Raw genomic sequence first — 23593 nt, 5'->3', positions numbered from 1 at the left:
AAACGGCGCGTTAATCGTCCAGCAGGATTATGCGGCGGCGCTGGATCTGTGGGCGAATCTCAGGATTGAAGACGTGATGCAGGATGGTTTTGATTTAGAGCTCAGCGCGATCATGGAAAACAAACAGAAAATCGCCCCCTTCCTAAAAAAATACATCAACGCCAAAGGGGCGGACAACACACCGTTAAAAGAAATGATCGCCCGGCTGGTCGACGAAGAGAAGCTGCGCCGCTCGCCGATTGATTTCGGACTGGTCACCGTGCGTTATCCTTCGCTTCAGGCGGTGGAGCTGACGAAAGCGCAGATTCCCGAAGGCCGGATCAAGGATTATCTGATCGCGACTGCTTCGTGTTTTCCGGCTTTTCCGGTTTATGAGTTCGACGGGCAGCAGTATATCGACGGCGGATATCAGGACAACCTGCCGATCGCGCTGGCGCTGAGGATGGGCGCAGACCGGGTGATCGCCGTGAATCTGCATTATCAAAGTCCGATCCATCCGACGCTGGAAAAGCTGCCGCAGGTCGCCGTGATTTCCCCTTCCCGCGAGCTGGGCTCGTTCCTTTCGTTTGATCCGGAGCTTTTAAAGCGCAACCGCGAGCTGGGGCTGCTGGACGCGCGGAAATTTCTCGGTCAGCTGATCGGAGAGCGTTTCGTCTTTTCTCCGCTGAACGCTTCGCTGCGTGCTCTGGCAGAGCGGATGCTGCGCGAGCTGACCTTATTCCAATGTCAGCTGGACGATTCCGATCATCCGTTCATCGACACGCTGTGGCCGCAGAACGTGCTGCTGGACAGAGTGCTGAAAATCAAGGGCGATACCGCAGAAACGGTCTTGGTGCGGATGATGGAAAACGGCGCGGAATTCATGAAAAAAGACCCCCAGATGCTCCTTGATCCGCAAGCTTTCCTGATCGAGCTGGCCGGCTATTTCAACGCTGGATCGCCAGCCTTGGAAACCGAACGCTCGCTGTATCAGAGCCTGCTGCAGCAGACCACGAAACAATCGTTATTAACGCTGATCGGCAAAGCGGACCGGATTACGCTGTGCCGCAGTTTGTGCGATCAGATGCTTCATCAACAGACCGCGCTGCTTCAGCAGCTGCACTGGCTTGCCCCGATGATGCCGCAGGAAGTGCTCGTCAGCTGGTTCGCGGCGTTTCTCGTGCGGGAATTCAGACTCGATCCTATCTGCCAAGAGGCCTGACATCCAACATAGCTCTGGTTGGCGTTAACTTTTAACCGTTCGGAAAGCGAATTGCTTATTCTTACAGAACGGAAACTTTCCGTTTCATCGCGATATCACAATCTATTGAAAAAGTCTGACCGCCGGAATGATTCCGGATTCTGCCAGACTTCTTTTTTATCTTGCCAAGCTTGTTTTTTCGTCAGCCGTTGCGCTCCGGCAGCGGGATCCGGGTATAAAATTCCACCTCGTCCTCATGATCGATCCGCGCCTGATTTTTAAGCTGAACCCGCAGTGAAGCCGGATTGTCTTTATGACAGGACAGATAGACCTCTTCCTCCCGGATCAACTTCGCGGCTTCCTTGACCGCCAGCGCTAAGCCGCGCGTCGCATAGCCTTTTCCCCGATAAGCAGGATGGATGCCATAGCCGACATGGCCCGCACCCTGCGCCAAGGCCTCGGTGAGGTAATGCCGGATCCGGAACAAACCGACCATCTGATCGTCATCCCACAGAAAGAACCAGGTTTCCGGCACGTAATTTTCCTTCAGCATTTTTCCTTCGGCGTGCGCCAGAATCCGCGGCAGCTCCTGCGTTAAAAACTGATCTTTCGGACAGCCGCGGTAAGGATTCATAAAGCCGTTTTCGTCCGGAGCGAAGGCTTGCAGAAAGGTGTACGCTTGTTCACCATCCGCCGCCGTGAAACGTTTTAATTGAAGCATTTTGATCACCTCGTCAAAGCGTGCCGCCGTTTTTGACGGTCCGCATTTTCACTTTCTTTTTCATCTTTATTCTTTTCTTTTGTAATTGTTATCCGGATATTCTAAACGCGCTTCGCTCTCCCTTTTCACAATTTGGAAACGCGTTCAACCTGTCCCAGCCAGTCCTCTGCCTGACGGTGCGAGCGCAATCGGATGATGGTCAGATCGGGAAATTCACGCTGCAGCGCGCTCAGATCTTCGCGCTTGAATTTTAAGATGTACCCCACAAACTCCCAATCCAGCTTCTCCGCGCAGCCTGGCGTCATATCGGGCCGGGATTGACCGCGGTAGCGCCGCAGCCGTTTAAAATAGCCCAGCAAACTGCGCCATTTGGGCAGATCGTAGACAACCAGGGTATCCGCGAAGCCTAACCTTAACGGCAGGGTGCGGGCAAAGTTCCCGTCCATGATCCAGCGGCTTTGCTTGAGTGCTTCCGCCAACAGCTCGTCAAATTCCGCAGCTGTGCGCTGAACCCAGTTTTCCTTCCAGAACAGCTGATCCAGATGCACTGCCGGAATGCCTGTTTGCGCCGCCAGACGCGCGGCCAGCGTACTCTTGCCGCTGCCGGGACAGCCGATAATACAAATTCGTTCCATTCGTTTCCCCCCTGTCCTAATCCCGGCATGCCGGCGACCACTCCGCCTCAAAGATCCCGCCGTTGGAGATTGTTTTTTCCGCGCCGAAGGCTTGCATCAACAATCCATGACAGACGACGATCAGGCAGTCATAGCCGGCATACCGCGCTAACGCCCGTTCCGCGCGCGTGCGCATCTGTTCCCACGTCTCCCAGCGCTGTTTTCTTTCCGGACCGGCGACGCCGTTCATCGCGTCAAATTCCGCCCGGGCCCGCTCGACCGTTTCTACGTCGGTATACAAATACGTGAGATCCGGCAGCCACTCGTGCAGCCCCACCTCTACACGCAGTTCCAGATCCAGCCGGCGCGAGAGGACCGCCGCCGTCTGCAGCGCCCGCGTAAACGGCGAAGCGACGATCAGCTGGCCTTGCTTCAGCCGCGGATCCCGCGCCGTCTGTTCCGCCTGCGAGCGTCCCAGCGCGTCCAGCGGCGCCAGGTCGTTGCCAAAGCCCGGATAACCCAGCGCTTTCGGTTCGGTATAATCCGGATGACCATGCCTGACAAAAAAGATTTTCATAAGGCTTGCCCGCCGATCAAAAATCCTTTATCCGTGATGACAATCTGTTCCAGCTGATCGACCCGCACGTCCGCCTTCGACAAATCCTGACCAAAGTACGGATCGTCCAGTCCAATCACCATCATGCCAGCCCGTTTCCCCGCCGTCACGCCGTTCAATGAATCCTCGATCACGACACATTCCGCTGGCATGCAGCCCAGCTGCTTTGCACATTGCAGAAAGATCGCCGGATCCGGCTTGCTGACGGGCAGATCGCAGCCGCTGACGACTAAATCAAACTGTCCCTCCAGTTGACAATCGCATAAAACCGTCTGGATATTGTCCATCGGCGAACTTGAAGCCAGCGCTGTCAAAATCCCGCAGCGGCGGCATTGATCGATCAGCGCCTGAACATAGGGACGGTAAATTTTTTCATAATTGACGCGCACGTCCTTGCAGAATGCGCAGTATTTTTGAAATGCCGCGGCGATATCCAACTCCGGATTCCAGCGGGCGATCATGCCCCAGTTCACATCATCCGTGCAGCCCAGGCACTGGCGCAGCGCGATCCGGTCCGTCTTGATACCATTCTCTGCGAACCATTGCTGATCCACCTGCTCATACACTTTTTCACTGTCGATAATGACGCCGTCCATATCAAAGATTAATGCTTTCATTGCTTATCCCCCCTGTTTTCTTTTATTTTACCCGTCCGCTTCAGTCAGCGCCAAAGCTCATCAGCGCCGCACAGAACGAACAGCGCTGCCACTGCAGCTGTTGTGCGAAGACGGGTTCCAGCTGTTCCCGGGTCAGATAGATTTCTTCCGTGTCCCATCGCTCTCCTGCCTGATCGCGGCATGCGTGCAGCGCCGCGGCGTTGTCAAACGCGACGTCGCCGATCAGCACCCGGCCGCCGGGCTTAAGATGGCTGAGCATTTTCTGAATCCAGGCGATTTGTCCGGCCACGCTGAGATGATGCAGCGCATACGTGGACACGATAAAATCAAACTGTTTTTCCGCCAGCACCGCCGGCCAGCCGTCATTAAAATCATGCACGAACAATTCTGCCTGCGGCAGTTGGCACCGGACAGTTTCAACCATTGCCAAAGCAAAATCAAAACCGGTGATCCGGGCGCCCCGCCCGGCCAGCCGTCGGGTCAAAACGCCGGTGCCAAAGCCCGCGTCCAGCACCTCCGGCTGCGGCTTTGCGGCAACGATCGTTTCAATCGCCTGCAGCACGGCGTCGTAGCCGGCAAACGGATACTGGCTGTCAGCCTGAGTTTGAGCGACGGTTTGATCATACTGCGCCGCCCATCGATTAAAGCCTTCTTTATCTAATACCATGAATGAGTCCAATTCTCCTGTTCTTTGTTTATTTCCGGATTCCCTTTAAGCCTCAGGATGATATTGGCAGCAGCATGCCACGGCCTGCTGCCAGCGGCGGTAATCTTCGTCCGCCTGGTCCTGTTCTATCTGCGGCTCAAACCGGCGGTCGAGCTGCAGTCCGGCCAGCGCCTCCTGCCGGTCTTTCCAGAAACCGACGGCCAGACCGGCTAACAGAGCCGCGCCCAGCGCTGTCGTTTCATTGATTTTTCCCCGTTCCACCGGCGTCTGAAGCAGATCGCTCTGAAACTGCATCAGATAATTATTGCGCACGGCGCCGCCGTCAACCTTCAGTGTTTTTAAGCGGATGCCGGAATCCTTCTGCATCGCTTCTAATACGTCGCGGGTCTGGAATGCCAGCGATTCCAGCGTTGCCCGCGCTAAATGAGCCTGCGTTGTGCCGCGGGTCAGGCCAAAGATCGCCCCGCGGGCTTTATCATCCCAATACGGCGCGCCCAATCCGACAAATGCCGGAACGACGATCACGCCTTCACTGCTGGATACCGAGGTCGCCAGCGCTTCGCTCTCCGGTGCGGTGCGGATCATTTTCAAGCCGTCCCGCAGCCATTGGATTGCGCTGCCGGCGACGAAAATACTGCCTTCCAGCGCATAATTCACCTTGCCGTCCACCCCCCAGGCCAACGTCGTCACCAAGCCATGACGGGAAACGACCGGCTTCTCACCGGTGTTCATCAACAGGAAGCATCCGGTGCCGTAGGTGTTTTTTGCCATACCTTCCTCAAAGCAGCCCTGGCCGAACAAGGCCGCCTGCTGATCGCCTGCGACCCCGGCAATCGGAACTTCCCGGTTGAAAAAATGCACCGGCGCCGTTGTCGCGACAATCTGACTGGACGGCTGAACCTGCGGAAGCATGCTTGCGGGGATATCCAGCTTTGCCAGGATCTCCGCATCCCATTTCAAATCGAAGATATTATACATCATCGTCCGCGAAGCGTTGGAGTAATCCGTGCTGTGACAGCGTCCTTCGCTGAGCTTCCACACCAGCCACGTATCGATCGTCCCCATCAACAGCTCGCCGTTTTCCGCCCGCTTCCGCGCGCCCGGGACATGATCAAGAATCCATTTCACTTTCGTCGCTGAGAAATACGGATCGATGACCAGTCCGGTCTTCCCGCGAATCCAGTCTTCCAGCCCTTCTTTCTTCAGCTGGTCGCAGATCTTGTCCGTCTGCCGCGACTGCCAAACGATCGCATGATAGATCGGCAGACCGGTCGTTTTATCCCAGACGACTGTCGTTTCGCGCTGGTTGGTAATCCCGATCCCCGTTACCTGCACGGGGTCGATGCCGCTGGCCATCACAACTTCCGCCATCACGGCCAGCACGCTCAGCCAGATCTCCGTCGCGTCGTGCTCAACCCAGCCGGGCTTGGGGAAATACTGTGTAAATTCCTTCTGCGCCTGCGCGCGGATCTGACATTGCTGATCAAATAAAATCGCCCGGGTGCTGGTCGTTCCCTGGTCGATCGCCATAATATATTTTTCCATGATTCCACCTTCATTTCTTGTATAAGTTTACCTTGAAACCGCTGTCATTACAACAAAACCCAAACGAAAAGACCGTTCAGTTTTCAATTCAACCCGTTCACGGTCTTTCCTTTTTCTTTCAGATTTTACTCATTTTTGATGTTAATAGCGGATCTTGTTGTGAACCAGTCGGCCCAATATCTGCACGCGGCGGTCCATGACGTCTTTTAACGGTACGACGATCGGTTCGTAAGCGTCGTTCTCCGGCTGCAGGATCATATCGCCGTCTTTATAGAACACACGTTTAAGCGTTACTTCGTCGTTTTCCAGCAGGACGACGGCGATCTGCCCGTTATCCACGGAATTCTGACGATGGATATACACGCGGTCGCCTTCCTCAATCCGGGCGTTTTTCATCGAATCCCCGACGACATCGAGATAAAAATATTCGCCGCCCCGGGCTTCATCCGGGCTGACCCATTCATAATCTTCCACGATCTGTTCTGCCAGATGATCATAGCCCGCCTTGACGCTGCCCAGCACTGGCACCCGCACGCCCGACATTTCATCGCGTGTCAGATCCTGGTTGATCAGCCGTTCAATCGTCAGGTTAAAAAAGTCCGCCAGCTGCTGCAGGATGCTCATTTTCGGCATTGAGGTGCCGTCTTCCCATTTCTGAATCGTCGTAAATGATTTATAGCCGAATTTCTCCGCCAGGTCATTCTGTGTAATATGATACTTCTTTCTGAGATATCTCAGGTTTTCCTTAAAATACATCGGAATCACCACCCTGGCTTCATTGTAACGGAATCTTTCCGTTTTTTCAACGACTAATCGGAACTTTTTTCAAGTATTCCAGGTTTATCCTTTAAATTTGTTCATGTACCGCTTGAAATTGAATAATAATCAAGTAAAATAAAAGACAGAGAGGAGCGAGGATTTCATGGAAAAGCAGTATGTTCGGGTGAATGGCAACTGGGAAGATGACGGCAGTTTCATTCCCTTGTTTATTCTTTGGGAAAACGGGTTAAAATATAAGATAGAGAAAATTGTTCAGCGTTGTCCTGCGGCTTCCTTAAAAAGCGGCGGCGCGGGGCTGCGCTATACCTGCCTGTTTTCCCACGGGCAGCGGCGGTATCTGTACTTTTGCGAAAACCGCTGGTTTATCGAGAAATGAGGGTGAAACGATGTGCGGACGTTATTTATTCTTTGATCAGAACAACGCGCGGATCCGCTCGCTGCTGGCTTTGCTTGAGCGGCAGCTGGGCGACGAGCCGCTATCGGAATTGAGTCTGGGTGAGGTTTTTCCATCGCAGCGGACACCGGTCTGCTTGTTGTCTGAGCAGGGGGAAGAACTGGTTCCGGCCGCCATGCGCTGGGGATTTACCCATCCGACGCAGAAACGGCTGGTGATCAACGCCCGCTCGGAAACCGCACCGCGCTCGCGGATGTTCGGCGAAAGCCTGCGTCAGCGCCGCTGCGTCATCTGCGCCAGCGGTTATTATGAATGGGAGAAGCCCAGCCGGAAAAAGATGTTGTTCACCCTTCCGGATCAGGCGATGTTGTGCATGGCCGGTTTCTACCGTCTGGAAGCGGATGGTCCGCACTTCGTCATTATGACCCGCCCCGCGCTGCCGGAACTCTCCGCCATCCACGACCGGATGCCGGTGGTGTTGAACGAGGAAGGCGCGCTGCGTTATTGTCAGGGCGAAGATCGGCTGCACTGTGCTTCCCGTCTGCAGGTCAGACCGGCGGACCGGATTTAACGGGGTGCAGCGCACTGTAAAATCATTGAAATTCATCTGGATCTTTGCAGACGGCAAACGCCGGAAGCGGGGATCCTTTCGATTTCGTCCTCATTCCTGTAATTGGTTAGATTTTTGAAGATAGAACGATAGAACATCATACTTAATACATACGGTTTAAAATCCCATCCGCCGGCACTTTTTGCAAAGACCCTCCGCAATTGTACACATTGCACGATGAAGTTCGTTTCTTTCTTGGTTTTTCTAATATCACCCCTTGTGTAATCACCTTTTATTAGGCGTCGGTTACAACCTTAAGCTGATCTATCGCATACAGCGGCAGATTAACAAGCCATTCTTCTTTTTTGTAATCCGACATGGACGTTCGGATAGAAACTTCAGGTGAGAATTTTTCCTGATAGGTTTTCAGACTCTTAGCTCTAAGGTTCACCTCTGCCTTTACTTCTACGGGAACAATCTGTTCGCCGGTGTCAACGACAAAGTCAACCTCGCAGGAGCCTCTGTCATTGGTATAGTAGTAAACCTCTAAGTCTTCGATGGTTTTCAGCTGCTGACAAACATACTGTTCTGTAAGAGCACCTTTGAACTCAACAAAAAGGGCATTTCCATCAAGCAAAGTGCGCTGACGTAGTCCAGCCATACACCCCAAGAGTCCAACATCGACAACAAATAACTTAAATGCTTTTAAGTCCTCATTCGCCCGCAGCGGGATCCCCGCTGCATTAACTCGGCTGACCTTATGAACAAGACCGCAATCACTGAGCCACATAATTGCGGTTTCATAGTCCTTTGCACGAGCACCGTCACGGACGAGCCCGTAAATGAATTTTTTGTTTTCTTTAGCCAACTGAGAAGGAATACTGTTCCACACCATACGAAGTCTTGGAACGATCTCATTGGGAGCGTGTTTAGAGAAGTCTTGTTCGTAGGCTGCAAGGATTCGCTTTTGTATTTCCCGAACTTCGTTAAAGTCTTTGTTCTCTGCAAAGCTTTGCACAGCTTCAGGCATACCACCGATAAAGTAGTATTGCTTTAAAGAATCGATATAGGTTTGCTTGAAGCAGGTAATCATCCCAAAATCTTGCTTATCAAGAAGTTCGGCAAAACGTTCCTTATCGGTTGCTATCAAAAATTCTTTAAATGAAAGAGGATAAAGCTTTAAGAAATCAACCTTGCCAACAGGAAAAGATGTGCCTTGATGCAAAGCAATACCCAGCAAAGAGCCGGCACACACAATGTGGTACTGCGGGGTGTTTTCGTAAAAATATTTAAGTGATGCCAAGGCTCTCGGAACTTCCTGTACTTCATCAAAAATCAATAAAGAATTATCCGGGTCAATTTTGTGACCAGCATACAACTCTAATCCCATAATTAAGCGGTCAGTGTCCAAGTCAGAAGCAAATAACTCTGCCATTCTGGAATTAGAGTCAAAATTGATATAGATGGTTTCTGTATACGCCTGCTTGCCGAATTCTTTCATAAGCCAGGTCTTGCCCACCTGACGTGCCCCTTCAATAATTAAGGGTTTGCGGCGTTTGCTTTGTTTCCATTTTAATAGCTTTTCAATCGCAATCCGATACATACATGCACCTCCGTCATCCTAATGTAAGTATAGTATATCATGAATAAACAAAAATTACGACGAATTATAGGGTCGAATCACATTTATTACAGTGAATAAAGCGGATTTACTTCACAAATTCTGACAAATATTAAAATACAAGCAATGTTTGGCAGGTTTGCCGAGCACTGCTTGTGTGCAGTTTTATTTAATAAGCAACAAATCAATTCACTTTTGATGATTTCTTCTGCATGATTGTTAATTATTCATGACTCCGATCCATGCCATCCGGTTCGTTGCTTTTAACTCCTCTGTCACGCTTTCAGACTCAAGACAGTTCTGTGCCTGCGCATTCAATTTAGCCAGATATATCCCTAACCCTCCGGTCAAGCAAAGGTCTTCAAAGCAAATTGAATTATTCTCCCTCAAATACTTCTCATGCATCTCTCCCATCGGCGAATAGGTCTTGTTTCCTCTGGCAATTTGATATCAGGAATGTAGTAATCTCCACAATGAATATAGTTTACATACTTGCATTCTATGCGGCTCCAATTAAAGTTGAAAAAATTTGTAAATTATGAAAAAAGCGATACCTGGTTATTAAAATCAAGTATCGCCAATTTTTCTTGTCACACCCTGTACGTCAGCGCCCTATATCAGTGATGTTCTCATCCTGTTTTCTTGGAGCACCGTGCTCTCTTGTTCATCTTTTTCCTGTTCGATTTTCTGCTTACAGATCGAACAGCTGATCGTGATAAGCAATCTTCAGATGCTCATAAGCCTTCGGTGTTGCGACCCGGCCGCGCGGCGTCCGGTTGATAAAGCCGATTTGAATCAGATACGGCTCATACACGTCTTCCAGCGTCATCGGTTCCTCAGAGATACTGGAAGCCAGCGCTTCCAAGCCGACCGGACCGCCGCGGAAACGTTCGATAATGCCCCGCAGATAGCGGATATCGACGTCGTCCAGGCCGAGCGAATCGACCCGCAGCCGATCCAGCGCTGTCTGCGCGACGTCCAGGCTGATCACGCCGCCGTTGAGCACCTGCGCAAAATCCCGCACGCGGCGCAGCAGACGATTCGCAATTCGCGGCGTACCGCGGGAGCGCTTGGCGATTTCCCTGACCGCTTCCGGGGCCGCGGCCACATTGAGCACCCGCGACGTCCGCGAAACGATTTGCGAAAGCTGATCCTCGTCATAATATTCCAGCTTATTGACGATGCCGAAGCGATCGCGCAGCGGCGCTGTCAGATCGCCCGCCCGCGTCGTTGCGCCGACCAGCGTAAACGGCGGCAGATCCAGGCGGATCGAGCGCACGCCGGAATCCTTGCCGACAACGATATCAATGCAGAAATCCTCCATCGCCGGATACAGCACTTCCTCGACCATCTTCGGCAGCCGGTGGATTTCGTCGATAAACAACACGTCGCCCGGCTCCAGCGTCGACAAAATCGCCGCCAGATCGCCGCTGCGTTCAATGCTCGGGCCGCTGGCTGTGCGCACCTTGCCGCCCATTTCATTGGCCAGAATGTAGGCCAGCGTCGTTTTGCCCAATCCTGGAGGCCCGTACAACAGGACGTGATCGAGCGTTTCATTGCGCTGCAGCGCCGCCTGGATAAAAACCTTCAAGTTTTCTTTCAGCTGGGTCTGACCGATATAATCCGTCAGCCGCTGCGGCCGCAGCGATGATTCGTCATCCCCCGCTTCCGGCAGCGCGGAAAGCAGCCGTTCCTCGTCCATCCCTTATCCCCCTCTTTTCCGCTGCAGCAGATGCTGCAGACCTAATTTCACATATTCGTCCGTCGTCTTATCCGGATGCTCGCGCATTACTTTCGATAACCCGCTCAATTCGCTTTGCTTGTAGCCCAATGCTTTGAGCGCTTCCAACGCGTCTTCGATCGCCTGACTGGACTTACCTTCAGCGGTTTCTTCGCGAACCAGCTTGCCCTTCAGATCCAAAATGATCTGCGATGCGGTTTTCGCACCAATACCCGGCATCTTTTTTAACGCCGCGACATCGCCCTGCTCAATCATCTGCACCATCTGCTGATACGTTGCCGCCGCCAGCATATTCATCGCCGTCTTCGGCCCCAGACCCTTGACGGAAATCAGCTTGACGAACAGATCCTGTTCCTCCATCGACAAAAAGCCGAACAGACTGAACTCATCTTCGCGCACGTGCTGGTAGGTAAAGACCCGCACTTCCTGATTCAGCCGGACCGCTTCCGGACGGGAAAAGAACACTTTATATCCGATACCCTGGTTTTCGATTATGATCCAATCCAAACCCACGGCAAAAACCGTTCCTTTAATCATTGCTATCATGTTATCACCTGCCGTTTATTTTACCATAAAACAAGCGCAAACGAAACAGCCAATCAGGAAACTGACGAAGGCTTGCCTCAGGCTTAACCAACACTTGTCTGTTTCCCGGCGTTTCCGCTCCTCCGTTTGACACCTTGAAAGAAAATACCAATGAAGAAGTAAAAAACGAGGAAATAAAAAACTTCGCGTCCAGCTTAGAGGCAGGATCCGTTTACAGCCAGCGCACAAAGGCAGTTTTATCCTGATCATTAAATCCCGCCTCACGATAAAAACGCAGCGTACTTTCTCGTTTGGAGCCTGTTGTCAGCAGCACTTTGTAACAATGATTCTCGCAGGCGATCCGCACCGCTTCCTCCAAGACCCTCCGGCCTAAGCCCTGACGCCGATACCGCGGATCCGTCACCACATTTTCGATGATCCCGTAGGGCCGCTGATCATGCGTCAGATTGCGGATGATCGTCAATGTGCAGGTTGAGACTATATGTCCTTGACTCTCAGCCACGATTATCGCCGTCTGCGGATCGTTCAGCAGCGTTTGCCACAGCCGCATGAGTTTATCATCCAACGCCGCGATGGGGTTATCGCCTAAATACGTATAAAGCTGAAGTAAATCCGGTAAATCCTGCCGCTGAGTTAACCGCATAGTCGTCATCATTTCATTCTCCTTCACACTCAAAATCCGATCGTTTGTTTAAGTCTTTTTTCAAGCCAGAAAACCCATTCCCCTCTGTCCCGCTTCCTCTCCAACGAAAAAGAGGCGCAAACGGCCTCTGATTGTTTATTCGACAAATTCAAATTGGAAATCGTTGATGAAGACGAGATCGCCGTCCTCCGCGCCCTTCTGCCGCAGCGCCTCATCGACGCCCAGCTTGCGCAGCGACTGGCCGAACCGATACACCTGCGACTCAACCTCAAAATCAGTCATCTTGAACAGTTTCTCGACCTTCGGGCCTTCCAGCCGCCACTGGTGGTTGCCCAGATTGGTAACGGTGAAATCCGGCGCCTTCGGTACAAACTTATACAGTACGCCTTCCTCAACTTCAGTTTCACCTGTCATCGGGAATTCCGGCGTCGTTTCCAACAGATCCGCGACTTTGTAAAGAACCTCGTCCAGCCCTTCCGCGATCAACGTGATCACCGGATATACCGGAATGTCCGGATAGGTTTCCTTAAAACGCTTCAGATTCTCTTCCGCGCCCTCCAGATCCATCTTGTTCGCCAGCACGACCTGCGGCCGTTCCATTAAGCGCAGTTCGTATTGTTCCAGCTCCTTGTTGATAATTCTGTAATCCTCAATCGGATCGCGGCCGTCGTTGGCGCCCATGTCCACGACGTGCACGATAACCCGGCAGCGCTCGATGTGACGCAGAAACTGATGTCCCAGCCCCTTGCCTTCGCTGGCGCCTTCGATCAGACCCGGTAAATCCGCCATGACAAACGAACGGCCGTCCGGGACCTGAACCATACCCAGATTCGGCGTGATCGTCGTGAACGGGTAATCCGCGATTTCCGGACGAGCCTTGGAGACAACGGATAATAACGTTGACTTGCCGACGGAGGGAAAGCCGACCAGCCCGACGTCCGCCAACAGTTTCAGCTCAACCTGAATTTCCTTGGCTTCGCCGTCTTCGCCCTGCTCGCAATATTCCGGCGCAGAGTTGCGGGCGGAAGCAAAATGCCAGTTGCCGCGGCCGCCCTTGCCGCCTTTGGCAATGACTGCGCGTTGGCCGGGTTTCGTTAAATCGGCGATCAGTCCGCCGGTCGCCAGATCCTTCACCAGCGTACCCAGCGGGACCTTGACCAAGACGTCGTCGCCATCCGCGCCGTGCATTTTCTTCGGCTTGCCGACACCGCCGTTGCCCGCAGTCAGCTGCTTGGAATAGCGCAGATCCAGTAGGGTTGACTTGTTGCTGTCAGCTTCAAAAATAATATCGCCGCCGTCGCCGCCATCCCCTCCTGCCGGTCCTCCCAGGGGTACATATTTTTCACGCCGGAACGCAACCAATCCGTTGCCGCCGTTGCCGGCCTTGAGTTTCATTTTAACACGATCAATAAACATGGAAAACGCCTCCTTTCCTCTTAGAATAACCTCGATCGTACTTCTTCAAACAAAAATCCCCAACCGGGGATTTTGTTAACTTACGCTGCTGGATAGACAGAAACTCTCTTCTTGTCCTTGCCTACGCGCTCGAATTTTACAGTTCCGTCGACTTTTGCGAATAAGGTATCATCGCCGCCGCGTCCGACATTCACACCCGGATGAATCTTTGTGCCGCGCTGACGGTATAAGATTGAACCGGCTGTCGCAAACTGTCCGTCCGCCTTCTTGGCTCCCAGTCTTTTGGAATGAGAATCACGGCCGTTCTTTGTAGAACCGACACCCTTTTTGGAAGCGAACAACTGAATGTTCAATACTAACTTCATGGCTTACACCTCCTGTTTTTTGAGTTTTATAAATTCTGGATAACTCTCTGCAATGGTTTGCAGCTGTATCCAGGCTGTTCGGAGAACCAGCTGGGCTGTCGGATCGTCCAGATTCAGAATCCGGATTTTCAGATATCCCTCCCGGGTTTCAGATTGAAACGTTCCGGGCGCTAATTCGTCCAAAGCATTATTGGTTCCGATCGTAATGCAGCTGACGCCGGCACAGACAAGATCTTGTCCCATTTCAGCGTAGCCCGCATGACCCTCCGCCAGTAAGGTTTCCGCCTTTCCCTGACGTTCAGTCAGCTTGATCCGAATCATGGGACTTAAGCTTCGATGGCTTCAACGGTCAGCTTTGTATACGGCTGTCTGTGGCCCTGTTTGCGGTGAGAAGAACCGTCCTTGGCTTTGTACTTGAAGATCGTGACCTTCTTTTCCTTGCCCTGCTTCTCAACTTTGCAGGTGACCTTAGCACCCTTGACATACGGCGTACCGATTTTTGTTGTTCTGTTAGCATAGAGCACAACGGTGTTGAAGACTACTTCTTCACCCGGCTGAACGTCCAGCTTTTCTACATAGATCGACTGGCCGACTTCAACGCGCAGCTGCTTTCCGCCTGTTTCAATTACTGCGTACATGACTTGCACCTCCGTTCATATTCTCATGTATTTCTGAAAGAGACTCGCCAGCGCAGGGGACGATTTCCCGTCTTAAAACCCTGTTATGAGCGGTTGCAGCCATCAGAGGGGCATACAACGTGATAATAATAGCACAACAGCTATTTCCAGTCAATGTAATTTTACCAATCTGTCCGCTTGTTTTCAAGCTTTTTGGCGTTTTTTTCTTCCTCATCCCTTGTGCACCAGAGCGCGGCGGCAGCATCCGCAAGTTTAACCGCCGTATCACGGTCCAGCGGCATTACTCGCCCATGATACTGAAAATAGATAAGATTGGACCACAGCACTTCGTAACCGCCTGCATCATATTCCTTCGCGTCGGGCAGATAACTGCTGCAGCCATTGGTATAGCCATTGAAAAACAAAAGCGGTGTGGTGCGTGCCTGTACCTGCAAAGCGATATTGGACATGATTTCATTCGCAACACCGCAAAGGCCTCCGTCGTTGATCTTCAGCAGCTGCAGCTCAATGACCGCTTGCTGAGCCTGAACGCCTTCCTGGTGCAACCGGCGAACCTCCTCCAGCCACGCACGTCCATCAATCCCCGCTTCCGCCCAAGCCTCTTTCACAATCGTTTCCGCCTGATTCCAGTCAGGGACGCTCGCTTGTACGCTGCAGAAAACCGACGTCATCTGCACCGAGGTAAGCGATCGAGGTTTCAAATCTTTTAAACCCGCCCAGGCCGCTTCAGTTAACAGCTCCGCGGTTTTCTCTAAGGCCTGCAGACTTTCCACTCGATAGCCTTCCTGTTCGCTGGACGGCAGGGGATGCAGCGCCGCCTCGTAGCTGTGAACTTCCAGCCAACGTGTATTTTGTTGGCAGTACCGCGGACGGATATCGCCGCTGGCGCCTTGAATCATCATGACCGGACATCCCGCCTGCCGGCTTAATCGCTGCCGGGTTCGTCCGAAATAATCTGCGGAAATCAAATAATTATCGCTGAATAAAATATTGGCATGCGTGCTGACGCGCAGCAGAATTAAAACCGGATGGTCCTCAAGATCTGTCAGCTTCAGCAAACCCAGGCGGCGATCCATCGCATCCGGATCAGAACATCGATTTTCACCGATCGGATTCTCGGCGCTTCCCCACACCGCTTTAACCGGGCGCAGACACATCGACGCTTGTCTTACCGCCGCTTCAGCCTGAGCACAAACCTGCTTGAAATAAGCTGGCTCCTTTGCCGCATTCGGTGCGGAATGAGTATGGGAGAAACAAAGCATAATATGATCCCGCTGTGTCTTCAAAAGAACTGCGATTGCCTCGCGCAAATACTCTGCCAGCTTCACAGTCCATCCCAGACTGTCGATGGCGATCAAACAGCCCGCCTCCTCCCCCTGCCGCCAGAGCAGCACTTGCAAAGCCAGCGGATCCAGGATGCCGCGGGAATGATCGTCCGGCCGGTAAAAACCAGCCAGTTCTACGGAAGCCGTGGGTGTAATATCGACCTGAGCAAACCCCATTGTAATTTCATTCATTTTTTAACCTCCTGGCCTCAACGCTCTCTCTTTACGTTGATCACCGGCCTGTCGGCTTGAGTTTATCGCAGGACTGTTTGAGCGGCAAGTACCGAAAATAAGTCCCCAGTAAAATCGAGAGAGGAAACTGAAAGCTGCCGAACGTCGTATGGCAAAACTTGAACAAAATTCTTTTTCGACTTTTTTATCTAGAAACAGCTTGGCATTCGTAACTCCTTCCCAATTTTCAAATAAAAAAGCAGGCAAACCTCCGGATTTGAATTCTTCAGATCAGACCGAATTTTGTTTACCTGTTTTCATTTCAAAATTTAACGTTTTTCGTTGAGCACCAGAGTGCAGATCCCTATTTCTCTAAGCAGTCTTTCCGATAAAGAATGTTCCGGATTGTCGTCACAGATAAGAAATAGGTTTGGGACAGCTGCTCAGCCGTCGCTCCCTGGCGATGATCAGCGATAATTTGTTGATTCCGCTTCTGCAATTGACGGCGGATACCGCTGCGTTCACCCCAGGCTTTCCGTTGTTCCTTTAATGCTGGAATATATAAGGTTTCTCCTTGAACATAACACTGCACCTGGCGCAGCAGAGAAACAGGCAGCACTTTTGCGGCATTGGTTTTCTTCATTTTCAGCTCACTCCTTGATTTTTTGATTTCAAGCAGCGAAGCAGAAAGTTCGCCAGCGACTCGTTTTACACTCTGCTCCACACGGGGGTCGCGGCACTTTTCAGCTTCGCGTGGAGCAACGTTTGATTGCGCTTCTTTTTATTCCGTTTCATGTTTCCTCACCTTTCCCGATTCTTCGCAGGCTAATTTTGCGTTATCATCTGAACGAACAAGCAAGACAGAGTCTGTTCGATCTTCTGCGGTTCTGACGTTTTTATAAACCGAGACGGCGGATCAGCTGCGGCAGCACCCGTTCAAAATTCACGCCGTATTTCTTTTCAGCATCGTGTTCCATCGTTTCGCGGATACAGGCGACAGTATAGTCGGCCGCAATCTCCAGCGCTTCCTGCAAGCTTTTTCCCAGCGCCAGAGCGCCGACGGTCGTGCTTGAGAAAATATCCCCGGTTCCATGGTAACTGACAGGAATCCGGTCGTGCACATACCGGATTTTCTCCCCGCTTACAAGATCCCGGCCGGCGACGCCGGTCTTGCCGGGTTCCAAAGCTACGCCAGTCAGAACGACCGCGCGTTTTGTCCCCAAAGCGGCCAGCTTATCCAGCAGCGTTTCGATGTACTGCTCGTCATAGTGCTCACGATATTCCGTCCCCGTCAGAAAGCATGCTTCCGTCAGATTCGGCACGATGATATCCGCCTTGGCGCACAGCTTGGCCATCTGGGCGGCAAAGTCCAGGTCAAACAGTGGATAAAGCTTGCCGTTATCCGCCATGACCGGATCCACAAAGATAAAATTATCCTCAGATTTGAATTGATCAAAGAAATCGGAAATCAGCTGAACTTGCCGTTTTGGTCCTAAATACCCTGTATAGATCGCCGCAAAATCAATCTGTTCCTGCTGCCAATGCCGCGCGATCGGCGCGATTTCGTCGGTCAGGTCATGAAATGTATAGTTCTGAAACATCGTATGGGTCGACAACACCGCCGTCGGGATGATCGCCGTTTCCACGCCCATCGCCGAAATGATCGGCAGCGCCACGGTCAGCGAACATTTGCCGACGCAGGAAATATCCTGAATGGTTACGATTCTCTGCATTGTTCAATTCCTCCTTCAAGTCCGATGACTTCAATCCGATTATAAACATCTCTCACGACAAACACAAGTCCCGCCTGCACTCGGGTAAGGCTTCGCTTGGTTTTTCAGACAGAATGCCAAAGTTTTCAGCCGTTTCATCATGTGTGTTAAAAAAGCCGCTTACCGCGGCTCTTGGCTTTATTTTGCCAATTGTTTTGAAAACTTCTGAATCCCGCTGATTGCTGAGCATTGGGAACGCTTTACAGTCAGCCTTTTAAAAGTTCCGGGTTCAGAAAGACCTGCAGCGCGCTGAAGGCCATCGCTTTAATCGCTGTGTGCAGCGAATGATCGGCGGCCTGACCATGAACATAGTCCAGAAAATCTTCGTTGTGCGCATACACCGGCGGACAAGCGTCAGTTTCAATTTCGCAATACACCGTCGGACAAACATGCGAGACATTGCCGATATCGGTCGAGCCGGAGGCTTCATTGGACTGCGGCACAAAATGGGTCACGCCCAGCGCTTCCAGATTTTCCTTCAACAGCTTCCGTAACGGCTCGCTGTAAACCAGATCGTCATACGAATTCTCAAAGTTATGATAAGCTAACGACGCGCCCGTCATCAGCGCCGCACCCTTGGCACAGTTGATGATCCGCTGCGTCAATTCTTCCAGATAAGCGCGGGATTTCGCCCGGATATAGAACTGACAGGACGCGCTTTCCGGCACAATGTTGGCCGCCGCTCCGCCGTTGGTTACGATTCCATGCACCCTTGCGTCGCTCTGCATGTGCTGGCGCAGAGCGTTGATCCCGGCAAACGTGAGCTGGACAGCATCCAGAGCATTGATGCCTAAATGCGGATACGCCGCGGCGTGCGCCGCTTTCCCGGTGAAGTCGAACTGCAGGGAATCCATCGCCAGCGACACGACATGTATGTTGTTTTCCGCGCCTAGATGCATCTGAAACGCCGCGTCAATATCGTCAAAGCAGCCCGCGTCAACCAGGTCGCATTTGCCGCCCAGCGTTTCTTCCGCCGGTGTGCCGATCAAAACGATTGTACCGCTGAATTCCTCGCTGAACTGCGCCAGCAAGGCGGCTGCGCCCAGCGTTGAAGCTGCGATCCAGTTATGACCGCAGGCATGCGCGTTCTGGTTATGCTCCGGGCCATAACCCGGCAGCGCGTCATATTCCGCCAGGAAAGCAATTTTCGGACCATCACCGCAGTTCAGCTCAGCGCGAAACGCCGTTGCCAGACCGCCGTAAGACTGCGTAACCGCAAAGCCATAGCCGCGCATTTTTTCACACAAATACTGCGACGACCAGACCTCATCGCATCCCAGTTCCGGATGGGCGTAGATTTCATCGCGGACTCGTTCAAACTGTTCAGCCATTTCCGCTTCCCGCGCAAACAGCGCCTCGCGCAGCGTCGCCAAGTTCTTTTCCATCGTGATTTCCTCCCGTCTAGTATCCGATCAGCACGGCAATCGTTAAGAGCACAATTTCCGCGATGAACAACAAACCGAACAACGGCGTCACAAACTTATACCACTTGTTGACCGGCAGACCCATAATTCCACACATCATAAAGACGGAGGTCGGCCAGAAAATATTGGAGAACCCGTCGCCGAACTGGAAAGCCAGAACCGCGATCTGCCGGCTCAAGCCGACCATCTCAGAAACCGGCGCTAAAATCGGCATCGTAACGACCGCCTGTCCGCCGCCGGACGGAATGAAGAAGTTAATGATGTTCTGCACAAACAACATGCCCATTGCGCTCGCAATGCCCTGAAACTGCGCCAAGCCGGTCGACAGCCAGTAAACGATCGTATCGATGATGTGTGCGTTGTCCATGATGACCGGTATCGCCCGGCTCAGTCCGACAATCAATGCACCGAACATCATATCCTTCGCCGCTTCGATGAAATACTGCGCGATCTGACTCGGCGTAAACCGGGACACCAGACCGATCACAAGCATCATGATGATGAACAGCGCCGCGATTTCATTGATATACCAGCCCAGCTTGATTGTGCCAACCAAAAGCATGACGACGGTGAAAATGAAGCACAACCCGGAAATTTTCTGCGTCAGCGTAAAATCACGCTTCATCAGTTCTTCCTTAGTACCGACTTCACGGAAATTCAGGCTTTCGCCGGCCAGAATTGATTTTTCCGGATGCTTTCTGACCTTCTCCGCATAACGCCAGACATAAATGATTGAGATGCCCATAAAAACGACAAAGCAGAAGACCCGGTAACCCAGGCCGGAAAACAGCGGAACCTGAGACACTTCCTGAGCGATGCCGATCGTAAACGGATTGATCGTCGCCGCCGCAAAGCCGACTGCGACTGCGATATAGACGATCGAACCGCCGACGATGGCATCAAAGCCTAGTGCGATCGCAATTGAAATGAAGATCGGAAGCAGGCCGTAGGTTTCCTCAAACAGACCGATGGTTGAGCCGAGAATTCCGAAGGCGATCATGCAGATCGGAATCAACAGGTGTACGCGGTTGCCGATCTTTCGCAAAACGGCGCCGACGACCGCGTCGAACGTTCCGTTTTTCAATAACATATAAACAAAGGCGTAAGCAAAGACGATGAAGAAAATAATCTGAGCAGCGTCAATGAAGCCTAACTGAATCGAAGTGAAAATTTCAAACAGACTGCAGCCGGTTTTCGGCAGGTAATGGAACGAATCGGCGACGACGACCATCTTGCCGCTGGCTTCGTCCAGGACACGGGTGAATTCCCCGGCCGGCACAATGTTCGCCAACAGCGCGGTCAGCAGAACCATGCCGAAGATAATGACATAGGTATGGGGCATTTTGAATGATGTGGCAGTTTTCTTGCGCATACAATTTCCTCCTCAACAAAAAAAATCTTTACATCCTAAAACATGTAAAGATCAATGGAAATCATCATTCATCCCTATATGCCTTAAGATAGTGCTCCTTTGTAAAATGGCATCTTTACAAAGACAGTGACCTACCTGTTCGATAGGTCCCCAGCCGCTTTTATGACAAAGCGACTTCGGCGGATCATCCTTTCCGGCTGACTTCTCAGGCTTTCGGCCTCCATCAGCGTACTCTTAATCTCCGCGCCTCTAGCTGTGCTTTCACACAAGCATGTTTAGATTACCATATTCAATTTTACATTTCAACCGGAAAACACAAGAAAAAAGGAAATTCTGACAGAATTTCCCAAGGAATTGAAAAACAGATCAAACGGCGGACGACAGCGGATCTTTGGTATCGTAATCCTCCAATTTTAATAAGGAATAAAGTATGGCACGGAACGGTTTGGCATCATAGGTGAAGCGCTGCAGCCGATCGGCATAACGCATCGCATAGCTGTTGAGCAGACAATGAACGACGTTCGCCCGGGTCCGGGCTTCGCTTTCACTTAAGTCGGGATCATGGCGCTGGATGTATTCCTGAAGCTGACGCCGGTAACGCATCGACCACTCCGCGATCGCCGGAAAATTATCGACCCGGTGGGAGCTGATCAAGGAAGCCTGCGTCGAATAGAGTGCCGCCGTGACCGGATCATCCGCGAACAGTTCGTTTTCCTGCATCAGAATATCCAGAAACGATTTCAGGTCCCCGGCCGCTTCCGCCTTCTTCAACGTTTCACGGATATTCTTTGCCGCATATTCGTCCCAAATCTCGACAAAAATCTCCTCCTTGCATGGAAAATGCCGGTAAAAGGAACCGACCGCTAACCCGGCGCGTTCCGTGATTTCCTGAATGCTCGTCTGTTCATAGCCTTTTTCAAGGAACAACGCCAGCGCCTGTTTCTTAAGCAGGTCATGCGTTGTCGTAAAGCGTGCGGATCGCGGCATACTATCCCTCTTTTCTGTGCTTAACTATAGCCCAGCCCACCGGTGGTGTCAAGATTGCGTCAGGAGGGAACGCATGTTTAAAGACTTTGCGAATCTAATTCACTTTCGCATTGATAATATTTGCACATGCTCGTATAATGAAGGCAGCAATGTGAATCACATTCACAAGAAAGGAGAATTTTATGTCTGATTTATTTCCAATCCTCACCTCGCCGGGCAAAATCGGCACACTGGAACTGAAAAACCGCATCGTGCTGCCGCCAATGGGGACCGATGCCGGACGGGACGGCTTCGTCACGGATGCGATCGTCAACCGCTACGCCGAAAACGCCAAAGGCGGCACCGGCCTGATCATCACCGAGGTCACCTGCGTCGATCCGCCGCTGGGCATCAACACCGCCCAATACATCGCGCTGAGCGACGACAAGTACATTCCGGGCTTCCGCCGGATCACCGACGTTATTCATCAGTATGGTTCCAAGTGCGCGATCCAGCTCAGCCATGCCGGACGCGGCGCCAATCTGGATGTACTGCACAAGCTGAACCAGCCGGCTGTAGCCCCTTCCGCAGTCGCGATGCCGTATAGTTTTCTGACCGGGCTGACCGGAGAAACGCCGCGGGCTTTTGAGCACGATGAAATCGTTGCACTGGAGGATAAATTTGCGGACGCCGCCTACCGTGCCAAGCAGGCCGGCTACGACGCCGTAGAGGTGCATGGGGCCGGGTATTATCTGGTCGCTCAGTTCTTCTCCGCCACCGCGAATCTGCGGACTGACGAATATGGCGGCAGCGCGGAGAACCGGGCGCGTTTTGCCTGCAACATCATCCGCAAGATCAAAGCTCGCTGCGGAGCTGACTTCCCGGTTCTGATCAAGATGAACGTCATCGACGGCGGCCTCAACGGCGGCGTCAGCGTCATGGACGGCTTATTGAATTGTTATCTTGTGCAGCAGGCCGGCGCGGATGCGATCGAGGTCATTGCCTGCAACTGGAGCGATGTGGCGACGTTGAAGGATATTCCAGCCGGTGGTCAGCCGAAAGGCATGACCTTCCCGTTAGCGGGTATGATCCGCAAAGCGATGATCGCGGAAAACGAAGACCGGCCGAATCTGGAAGGCCGCGGCCGGCCGGCGATCACGATTCCGCTGATTTCCGGCGGCCGAACCTATGATCCGGAATTGGCGGAAGGCGCGCTGGCCCAGGGAGTCTGCGATTTCATCCACATGGGACGCGGCTTGCTGACAGAACCGAACCGACCGAACATGATCCTCAACGGCACATGGAAATATGCCCGGCCGTGCATCGGCTGCCAGAAGTGCATGGATAACCAGCTGCACCATGACGGAGAACTGATCTGCAGCGGCAATGCCGTATTCGGCCATGATGATAACGACGCGTCGCTGCCGGAACCGGAAACAATTAAAAACGTGATGGTAGTCGGCGGTGGACCGGCTGGCATCGAAGCCGCCCGAGTGGCAGCGATCCGCGGACATCATGTCACCGTTTACGAAGCGGCAGACCGGTTAGGCGGTCAGCTGATCCCAGCCATCGTTCCGCCTTATAAGCAGAATCTTGCTGATTATATTCCTTATATGGAAGGCCAGGCCGAATACCGCGGCTTCACGGTCGAACTCAATCATCCGATCACCCGCGAGGAAGTCGCGCGTCTGAAACCGGACGTCGTCATCGTCGCGACTGGCGTTCTGCCGGCAGTCCTGCCGATTCCGGGCTTTGACAAACCGCTGGTCATGAACGCCAAAGAAGCGCTGCTGGGCAAGCCGACAGGCAAAAACATTGTGATCATCGGCGGCGGCACGGTCGGCTGCGAAACGGCGGAATGGATGCTGGACGCGGGCAAATCCGTCACGATCGTGGAAATGAGCGACCG

26 protein-coding genes, 1 riboswitch and 1 other annotated feature are annotated in these 23593 nt (G+C 52.4%); of the genes, 4 read left to right on the top strand and 22 right to left on the bottom strand.

Annotated elements, in window-relative coordinates; genetic code table 11:
• On the top strand, positions 1-1201 hold a 1201-nt coding region (locus tag HOLDEFILI_RS18550), incomplete at its 5' end, for a patatin-like phospholipase family protein (RefSeq protein ID WP_006060545.1).
• Positions 1202-1382: 181 nt separating this feature from the next.
• Here HOLDEFILI_RS18550 and HOLDEFILI_RS14430 read toward each other — a convergent pair.
• The 7 genes from HOLDEFILI_RS14430 to HOLDEFILI_RS14400 form a co-directional block, all read right to left on the bottom strand.
• Positions 1383-1901 (bottom strand): GNAT family N-acetyltransferase, encoded by a 519-nt coding sequence (locus HOLDEFILI_RS14430; RefSeq protein WP_006060544.1) that lies wholly within the window; start codon positions 1899-1901, stop codon positions 1383-1385.
• Between the two features lie 125 nt (positions 1902-2026).
• Positions 2027-2536 carry an AAA family ATPase gene (locus HOLDEFILI_RS14425; RefSeq protein WP_006060543.1) on the bottom strand — a complete coding sequence of 170 codons (510 nt, stop codon included), beginning with the start codon at positions 2534-2536 and terminating at the stop codon, positions 2027-2029.
• Between the two features lie 16 nt (positions 2537-2552).
• Positions 2553-3092 (bottom strand): histidine phosphatase family protein, encoded by a 540-nt coding sequence (locus HOLDEFILI_RS14420; protein WP_006060542.1) that lies wholly within the window; start codon positions 3090-3092, stop codon positions 2553-2555.
• Complete coding sequence (locus HOLDEFILI_RS14415; RefSeq protein ID WP_006060541.1) at positions 3089-3748, bottom strand: HAD family hydrolase; 660 nt, start codon at positions 3746-3748, stop codon at positions 3089-3091. The genes HOLDEFILI_RS14420 and HOLDEFILI_RS14415 overlap by 4 nt, the downstream gene beginning before the upstream one ends.
• Positions 3749-3788: 40 nt before the next feature.
• Positions 3789-4415 carry a class I SAM-dependent methyltransferase gene (locus tag HOLDEFILI_RS14410; RefSeq protein ID WP_006060540.1) on the bottom strand — a complete coding sequence of 209 codons (627 nt, stop codon included), beginning with the start codon at positions 4413-4415 and terminating at the stop codon, positions 3789-3791.
• A gap of 45 nt (positions 4416-4460) precedes the next feature.
• Complete coding sequence (glpK, locus tag HOLDEFILI_RS14405) at positions 4461-5960, bottom strand: glycerol kinase GlpK (protein WP_006060539.1); 1500 nt, start codon at positions 5958-5960, stop codon at positions 4461-4463.
• A gap of 141 nt (positions 5961-6101) precedes the next feature.
• Positions 6102-6716 (bottom strand): LexA family protein, encoded by a 615-nt coding sequence (locus tag HOLDEFILI_RS14400; protein WP_006060538.1) that lies wholly within the window; start codon positions 6714-6716, stop codon positions 6102-6104.
• Positions 6717-6882: 166 nt separating this feature from the next.
• On the opposite strand from HOLDEFILI_RS14400, the gene HOLDEFILI_RS14395 reads away from it, so the two are divergent.
• Positions 6883-7116: a hypothetical protein gene (locus tag HOLDEFILI_RS14395; RefSeq protein WP_006060537.1), complete on the top strand. Its 234-nt coding sequence runs from the start codon at positions 6883-6885 to the stop codon at positions 7114-7116.
• A 10-nt stretch (positions 7117-7126) separates the two neighbouring features.
• The gene (locus HOLDEFILI_RS14390) at positions 7127-7705 is read left to right on the top strand and encodes an SOS response-associated peptidase (RefSeq protein WP_006060536.1); all 579 of its coding nucleotides are present in this window, start codon (positions 7127-7129) and stop codon (positions 7703-7705) included.
• A gap of 274 nt (positions 7706-7979) precedes the next feature.
• Here the strand turns inward: HOLDEFILI_RS14390 and HOLDEFILI_RS14385 are convergent, their stop codons facing one another.
• The 15 genes from HOLDEFILI_RS14385 to HOLDEFILI_RS18545 form a co-directional block, all read right to left on the bottom strand.
• Complete coding sequence (locus tag HOLDEFILI_RS14385) at positions 7980-9287, bottom strand: ATP-binding protein (protein WP_006060535.1); 1308 nt, start codon at positions 9285-9287, stop codon at positions 7980-7982.
• A gap of 237 nt (positions 9288-9524) precedes the next feature.
• A complete protein-coding gene (locus tag HOLDEFILI_RS20390; protein ID WP_425268586.1) occupies positions 9525-9749 on the bottom strand; it encodes a TnpV protein in 225 nt (74 codons plus the stop codon).
• Positions 9750-9996: 247 nt separating this feature from the next.
• Positions 9997-11007 carry a Holliday junction branch migration DNA helicase RuvB gene (gene ruvB / locus HOLDEFILI_RS14375; protein WP_006060532.1) on the bottom strand — a complete coding sequence of 337 codons (1011 nt, stop codon included), beginning with the start codon at positions 11005-11007 and terminating at the stop codon, positions 9997-9999.
• 3 nt (positions 11008-11010) lie between these two features.
• Complete coding sequence (gene ruvA / locus HOLDEFILI_RS14370) at positions 11011-11592, bottom strand: Holliday junction branch migration protein RuvA (RefSeq protein WP_006060531.1); 582 nt, start codon at positions 11590-11592, stop codon at positions 11011-11013.
• Between the two features lie 211 nt (positions 11593-11803).
• A complete protein-coding gene (locus tag HOLDEFILI_RS14365; protein ID WP_039865084.1) occupies positions 11804-12247 on the bottom strand; it encodes a GNAT family N-acetyltransferase in 444 nt (147 codons plus the stop codon).
• 123 nt (positions 12248-12370) lie between these two features.
• Positions 12371-13651 (bottom strand): GTPase ObgE, encoded by a 1281-nt coding sequence (obgE, locus tag HOLDEFILI_RS14360; RefSeq protein ID WP_006060528.1) that lies wholly within the window; start codon positions 13649-13651, stop codon positions 12371-12373.
• A gap of 80 nt (positions 13652-13731) precedes the next feature.
• Positions 13732-14016: a 50S ribosomal protein L27 gene (gene rpmA, locus HOLDEFILI_RS14355; protein ID WP_006060527.1), complete on the bottom strand. Its 285-nt coding sequence runs from the start codon at positions 14014-14016 to the stop codon at positions 13732-13734.
• Positions 14017-14019: 3 nt separating this feature from the next.
• Complete coding sequence (locus tag HOLDEFILI_RS14350) at positions 14020-14337, bottom strand: ribosomal-processing cysteine protease Prp (RefSeq protein ID WP_006060526.1); 318 nt, start codon at positions 14335-14337, stop codon at positions 14020-14022.
• A 5-nt stretch (positions 14338-14342) separates the two neighbouring features.
• Positions 14343-14654: a 50S ribosomal protein L21 gene (rplU, locus tag HOLDEFILI_RS14345; RefSeq protein ID WP_006060525.1), complete on the bottom strand. Its 312-nt coding sequence runs from the start codon at positions 14652-14654 to the stop codon at positions 14343-14345.
• A 30-nt stretch (positions 14655-14684) separates the two neighbouring features.
• Positions 14685-14759: a sequence feature (ribosomal protein L21 leader region), on the bottom strand.
• A 56-nt stretch (positions 14760-14815) separates the two neighbouring features.
• Positions 14816-16171, bottom strand: coding sequence for a hypothetical protein (locus tag HOLDEFILI_RS14340; protein WP_006060524.1), 1356 nt, complete (start codon positions 16169-16171; stop codon positions 14816-14818).
• 343 nt (positions 16172-16514) lie between these two features.
• A complete protein-coding gene (locus HOLDEFILI_RS14335) occupies positions 16515-16793 on the bottom strand; it encodes a CD3324 family protein (RefSeq protein ID WP_050766994.1) in 279 nt (92 codons plus the stop codon).
• Positions 16794-17046: 253 nt separating this feature from the next.
• Positions 17047-17883 (bottom strand): pyridoxamine kinase, encoded by an 837-nt coding sequence (locus tag HOLDEFILI_RS14330; RefSeq protein WP_006060520.1) that lies wholly within the window; start codon positions 17881-17883, stop codon positions 17047-17049.
• Positions 17884-18128: 245 nt separating this feature from the next.
• Entirely contained in the window at positions 18129-19307 is a 1179-nt protein-coding gene (locus HOLDEFILI_RS14325) for a M20 family metallopeptidase (RefSeq protein WP_006060518.1), read from the bottom strand.
• Between the two features lie 16 nt (positions 19308-19323).
• A complete protein-coding gene (locus HOLDEFILI_RS14320) occupies positions 19324-20718 on the bottom strand; it encodes a YfcC family protein (RefSeq protein ID WP_006060517.1) in 1395 nt (464 codons plus the stop codon).
• Between the two features lie 81 nt (positions 20719-20799).
• Positions 20800-20978, bottom strand: a riboswitch (Lysine riboswitch).
• A gap of 106 nt (positions 20979-21084) precedes the next feature.
• Positions 21085-21705 (bottom strand): TetR/AcrR family transcriptional regulator, encoded by a 621-nt coding sequence (locus tag HOLDEFILI_RS18545; protein ID WP_006060516.1) that lies wholly within the window; start codon positions 21703-21705, stop codon positions 21085-21087.
• A 182-nt stretch (positions 21706-21887) separates the two neighbouring features.
• Between HOLDEFILI_RS18545 and HOLDEFILI_RS14310 the strand changes: the two genes are divergently transcribed.
• The coding region (locus HOLDEFILI_RS14310; RefSeq protein ID WP_006060515.1) for an oxidoreductase at positions 21888-23593 on the top strand (1706 nt) is incomplete at its 3' end.

The sequence above is a fragment of the Holdemania filiformis DSM 12042 genome (genome assembly GCF_000157995.1).
GTDB lineage: Bacteria > Bacillota_I > Bacilli_A > Erysipelotrichales > Erysipelotrichaceae > Holdemania > Holdemania filiformis.
Note: the sequence above shows the minus strand (reverse complement) of the source record. Positions and strands in the feature narration are given on the sequence as shown.

Coding starts and splice junctions, on each gene's coding strand:
- HOLDEFILI_RS14430 (WP_006060544.1), bottom strand. CDS start 1,901: ATGCTTCAATTAAAACGTTTCACGGCGGCGGATGGTGAACAAGCGTAC.
- HOLDEFILI_RS14425 (WP_006060543.1), bottom strand. CDS start 2,536: ATGGAACGAATTTGTATTATCGGCTGTCCCGGCAGCGGCAAGAGTACG.
- HOLDEFILI_RS14420 (WP_006060542.1), bottom strand. CDS start 3,092: ATGAAAATCTTTTTTGTCAGGCATGGTCATCCGGATTATACCGAACCG.
- HOLDEFILI_RS14415 (WP_006060541.1), bottom strand. CDS start 3,748: ATGAAAGCATTAATCTTTGATATGGACGGCGTCATTATCGACAGTGAA.
- HOLDEFILI_RS14410 (WP_006060540.1), bottom strand. CDS start 4,415: ATGGTATTAGATAAAGAAGGCTTTAATCGATGGGCGGCGCAGTATGAT.
- glpK (WP_006060539.1), bottom strand. CDS start 5,960: ATGGAAAAATATATTATGGCGATCGACCAGGGAACGACCAGCACCCGG.
- HOLDEFILI_RS14400 (WP_006060538.1), bottom strand. CDS start 6,716: ATGTATTTTAAGGAAAACCTGAGATATCTCAGAAAGAAGTATCATATT.
- HOLDEFILI_RS14395 (WP_006060537.1), top strand. CDS start 6,883: ATGGAAAAGCAGTATGTTCGGGTGAATGGCAACTGGGAAGATGACGGC.
- HOLDEFILI_RS14390 (WP_006060536.1), top strand. CDS start 7,127: ATGTGCGGACGTTATTTATTCTTTGATCAGAACAACGCGCGGATCCGC.
- HOLDEFILI_RS14385 (WP_006060535.1), bottom strand. CDS start 9,287: ATGTATCGGATTGCGATTGAAAAGCTATTAAAATGGAAACAAAGCAAA.
- ruvB (WP_006060532.1), bottom strand. CDS start 11,007: ATGGACGAGGAACGGCTGCTTTCCGCGCTGCCGGAAGCGGGGGATGAC.
- ruvA (WP_006060531.1), bottom strand. CDS start 11,592: ATGATAGCAATGATTAAAGGAACGGTTTTTGCCGTGGGTTTGGATTGG.
- HOLDEFILI_RS14365 (WP_039865084.1), bottom strand. CDS start 12,247: ATGATGACGACTATGCGGTTAACTCAGCGGCAGGATTTACCGGATTTA.
- obgE (WP_006060528.1), bottom strand. CDS start 13,651: ATGTTTATTGATCGTGTTAAAATGAAACTCAAGGCCGGCAACGGCGGC.
- rpmA (WP_006060527.1), bottom strand. CDS start 14,016: ATGAAGTTAGTATTGAACATTCAGTTGTTCGCTTCCAAAAAGGGTGTC.
- HOLDEFILI_RS14350 (WP_006060526.1), bottom strand. CDS start 14,337: ATGATTCGGATCAAGCTGACTGAACGTCAGGGAAAGGCGGAAACCTTA.
- rplU (WP_006060525.1), bottom strand. CDS start 14,654: ATGTACGCAGTAATTGAAACAGGCGGAAAGCAGCTGCGCGTTGAAGTC.
- HOLDEFILI_RS14340 (WP_006060524.1), bottom strand. CDS start 16,171: ATGAATGAAATTACAATGGGGTTTGCTCAGGTCGATATTACACCCACG.
- HOLDEFILI_RS14335 (WP_050766994.1), bottom strand. CDS start 16,793: ATGAAGAAAACCAATGCCGCAAAAGTGCTGCCTGTTTCTCTGCTGCGC.
- HOLDEFILI_RS14330 (WP_006060520.1), bottom strand. CDS start 17,883: ATGCAGAGAATCGTAACCATTCAGGATATTTCCTGCGTCGGCAAATGT.
- HOLDEFILI_RS14325 (WP_006060518.1), bottom strand. CDS start 19,307: ATGGAAAAGAACTTGGCGACGCTGCGCGAGGCGCTGTTTGCGCGGGAA.
- HOLDEFILI_RS14320 (WP_006060517.1), bottom strand. CDS start 20,718: ATGCGCAAGAAAACTGCCACATCATTCAAAATGCCCCATACCTATGTC.
- HOLDEFILI_RS18545 (WP_006060516.1), bottom strand. CDS start 21,705: ATGCCGCGATCCGCACGCTTTACGACAACGCATGACCTGCTTAAGAAA.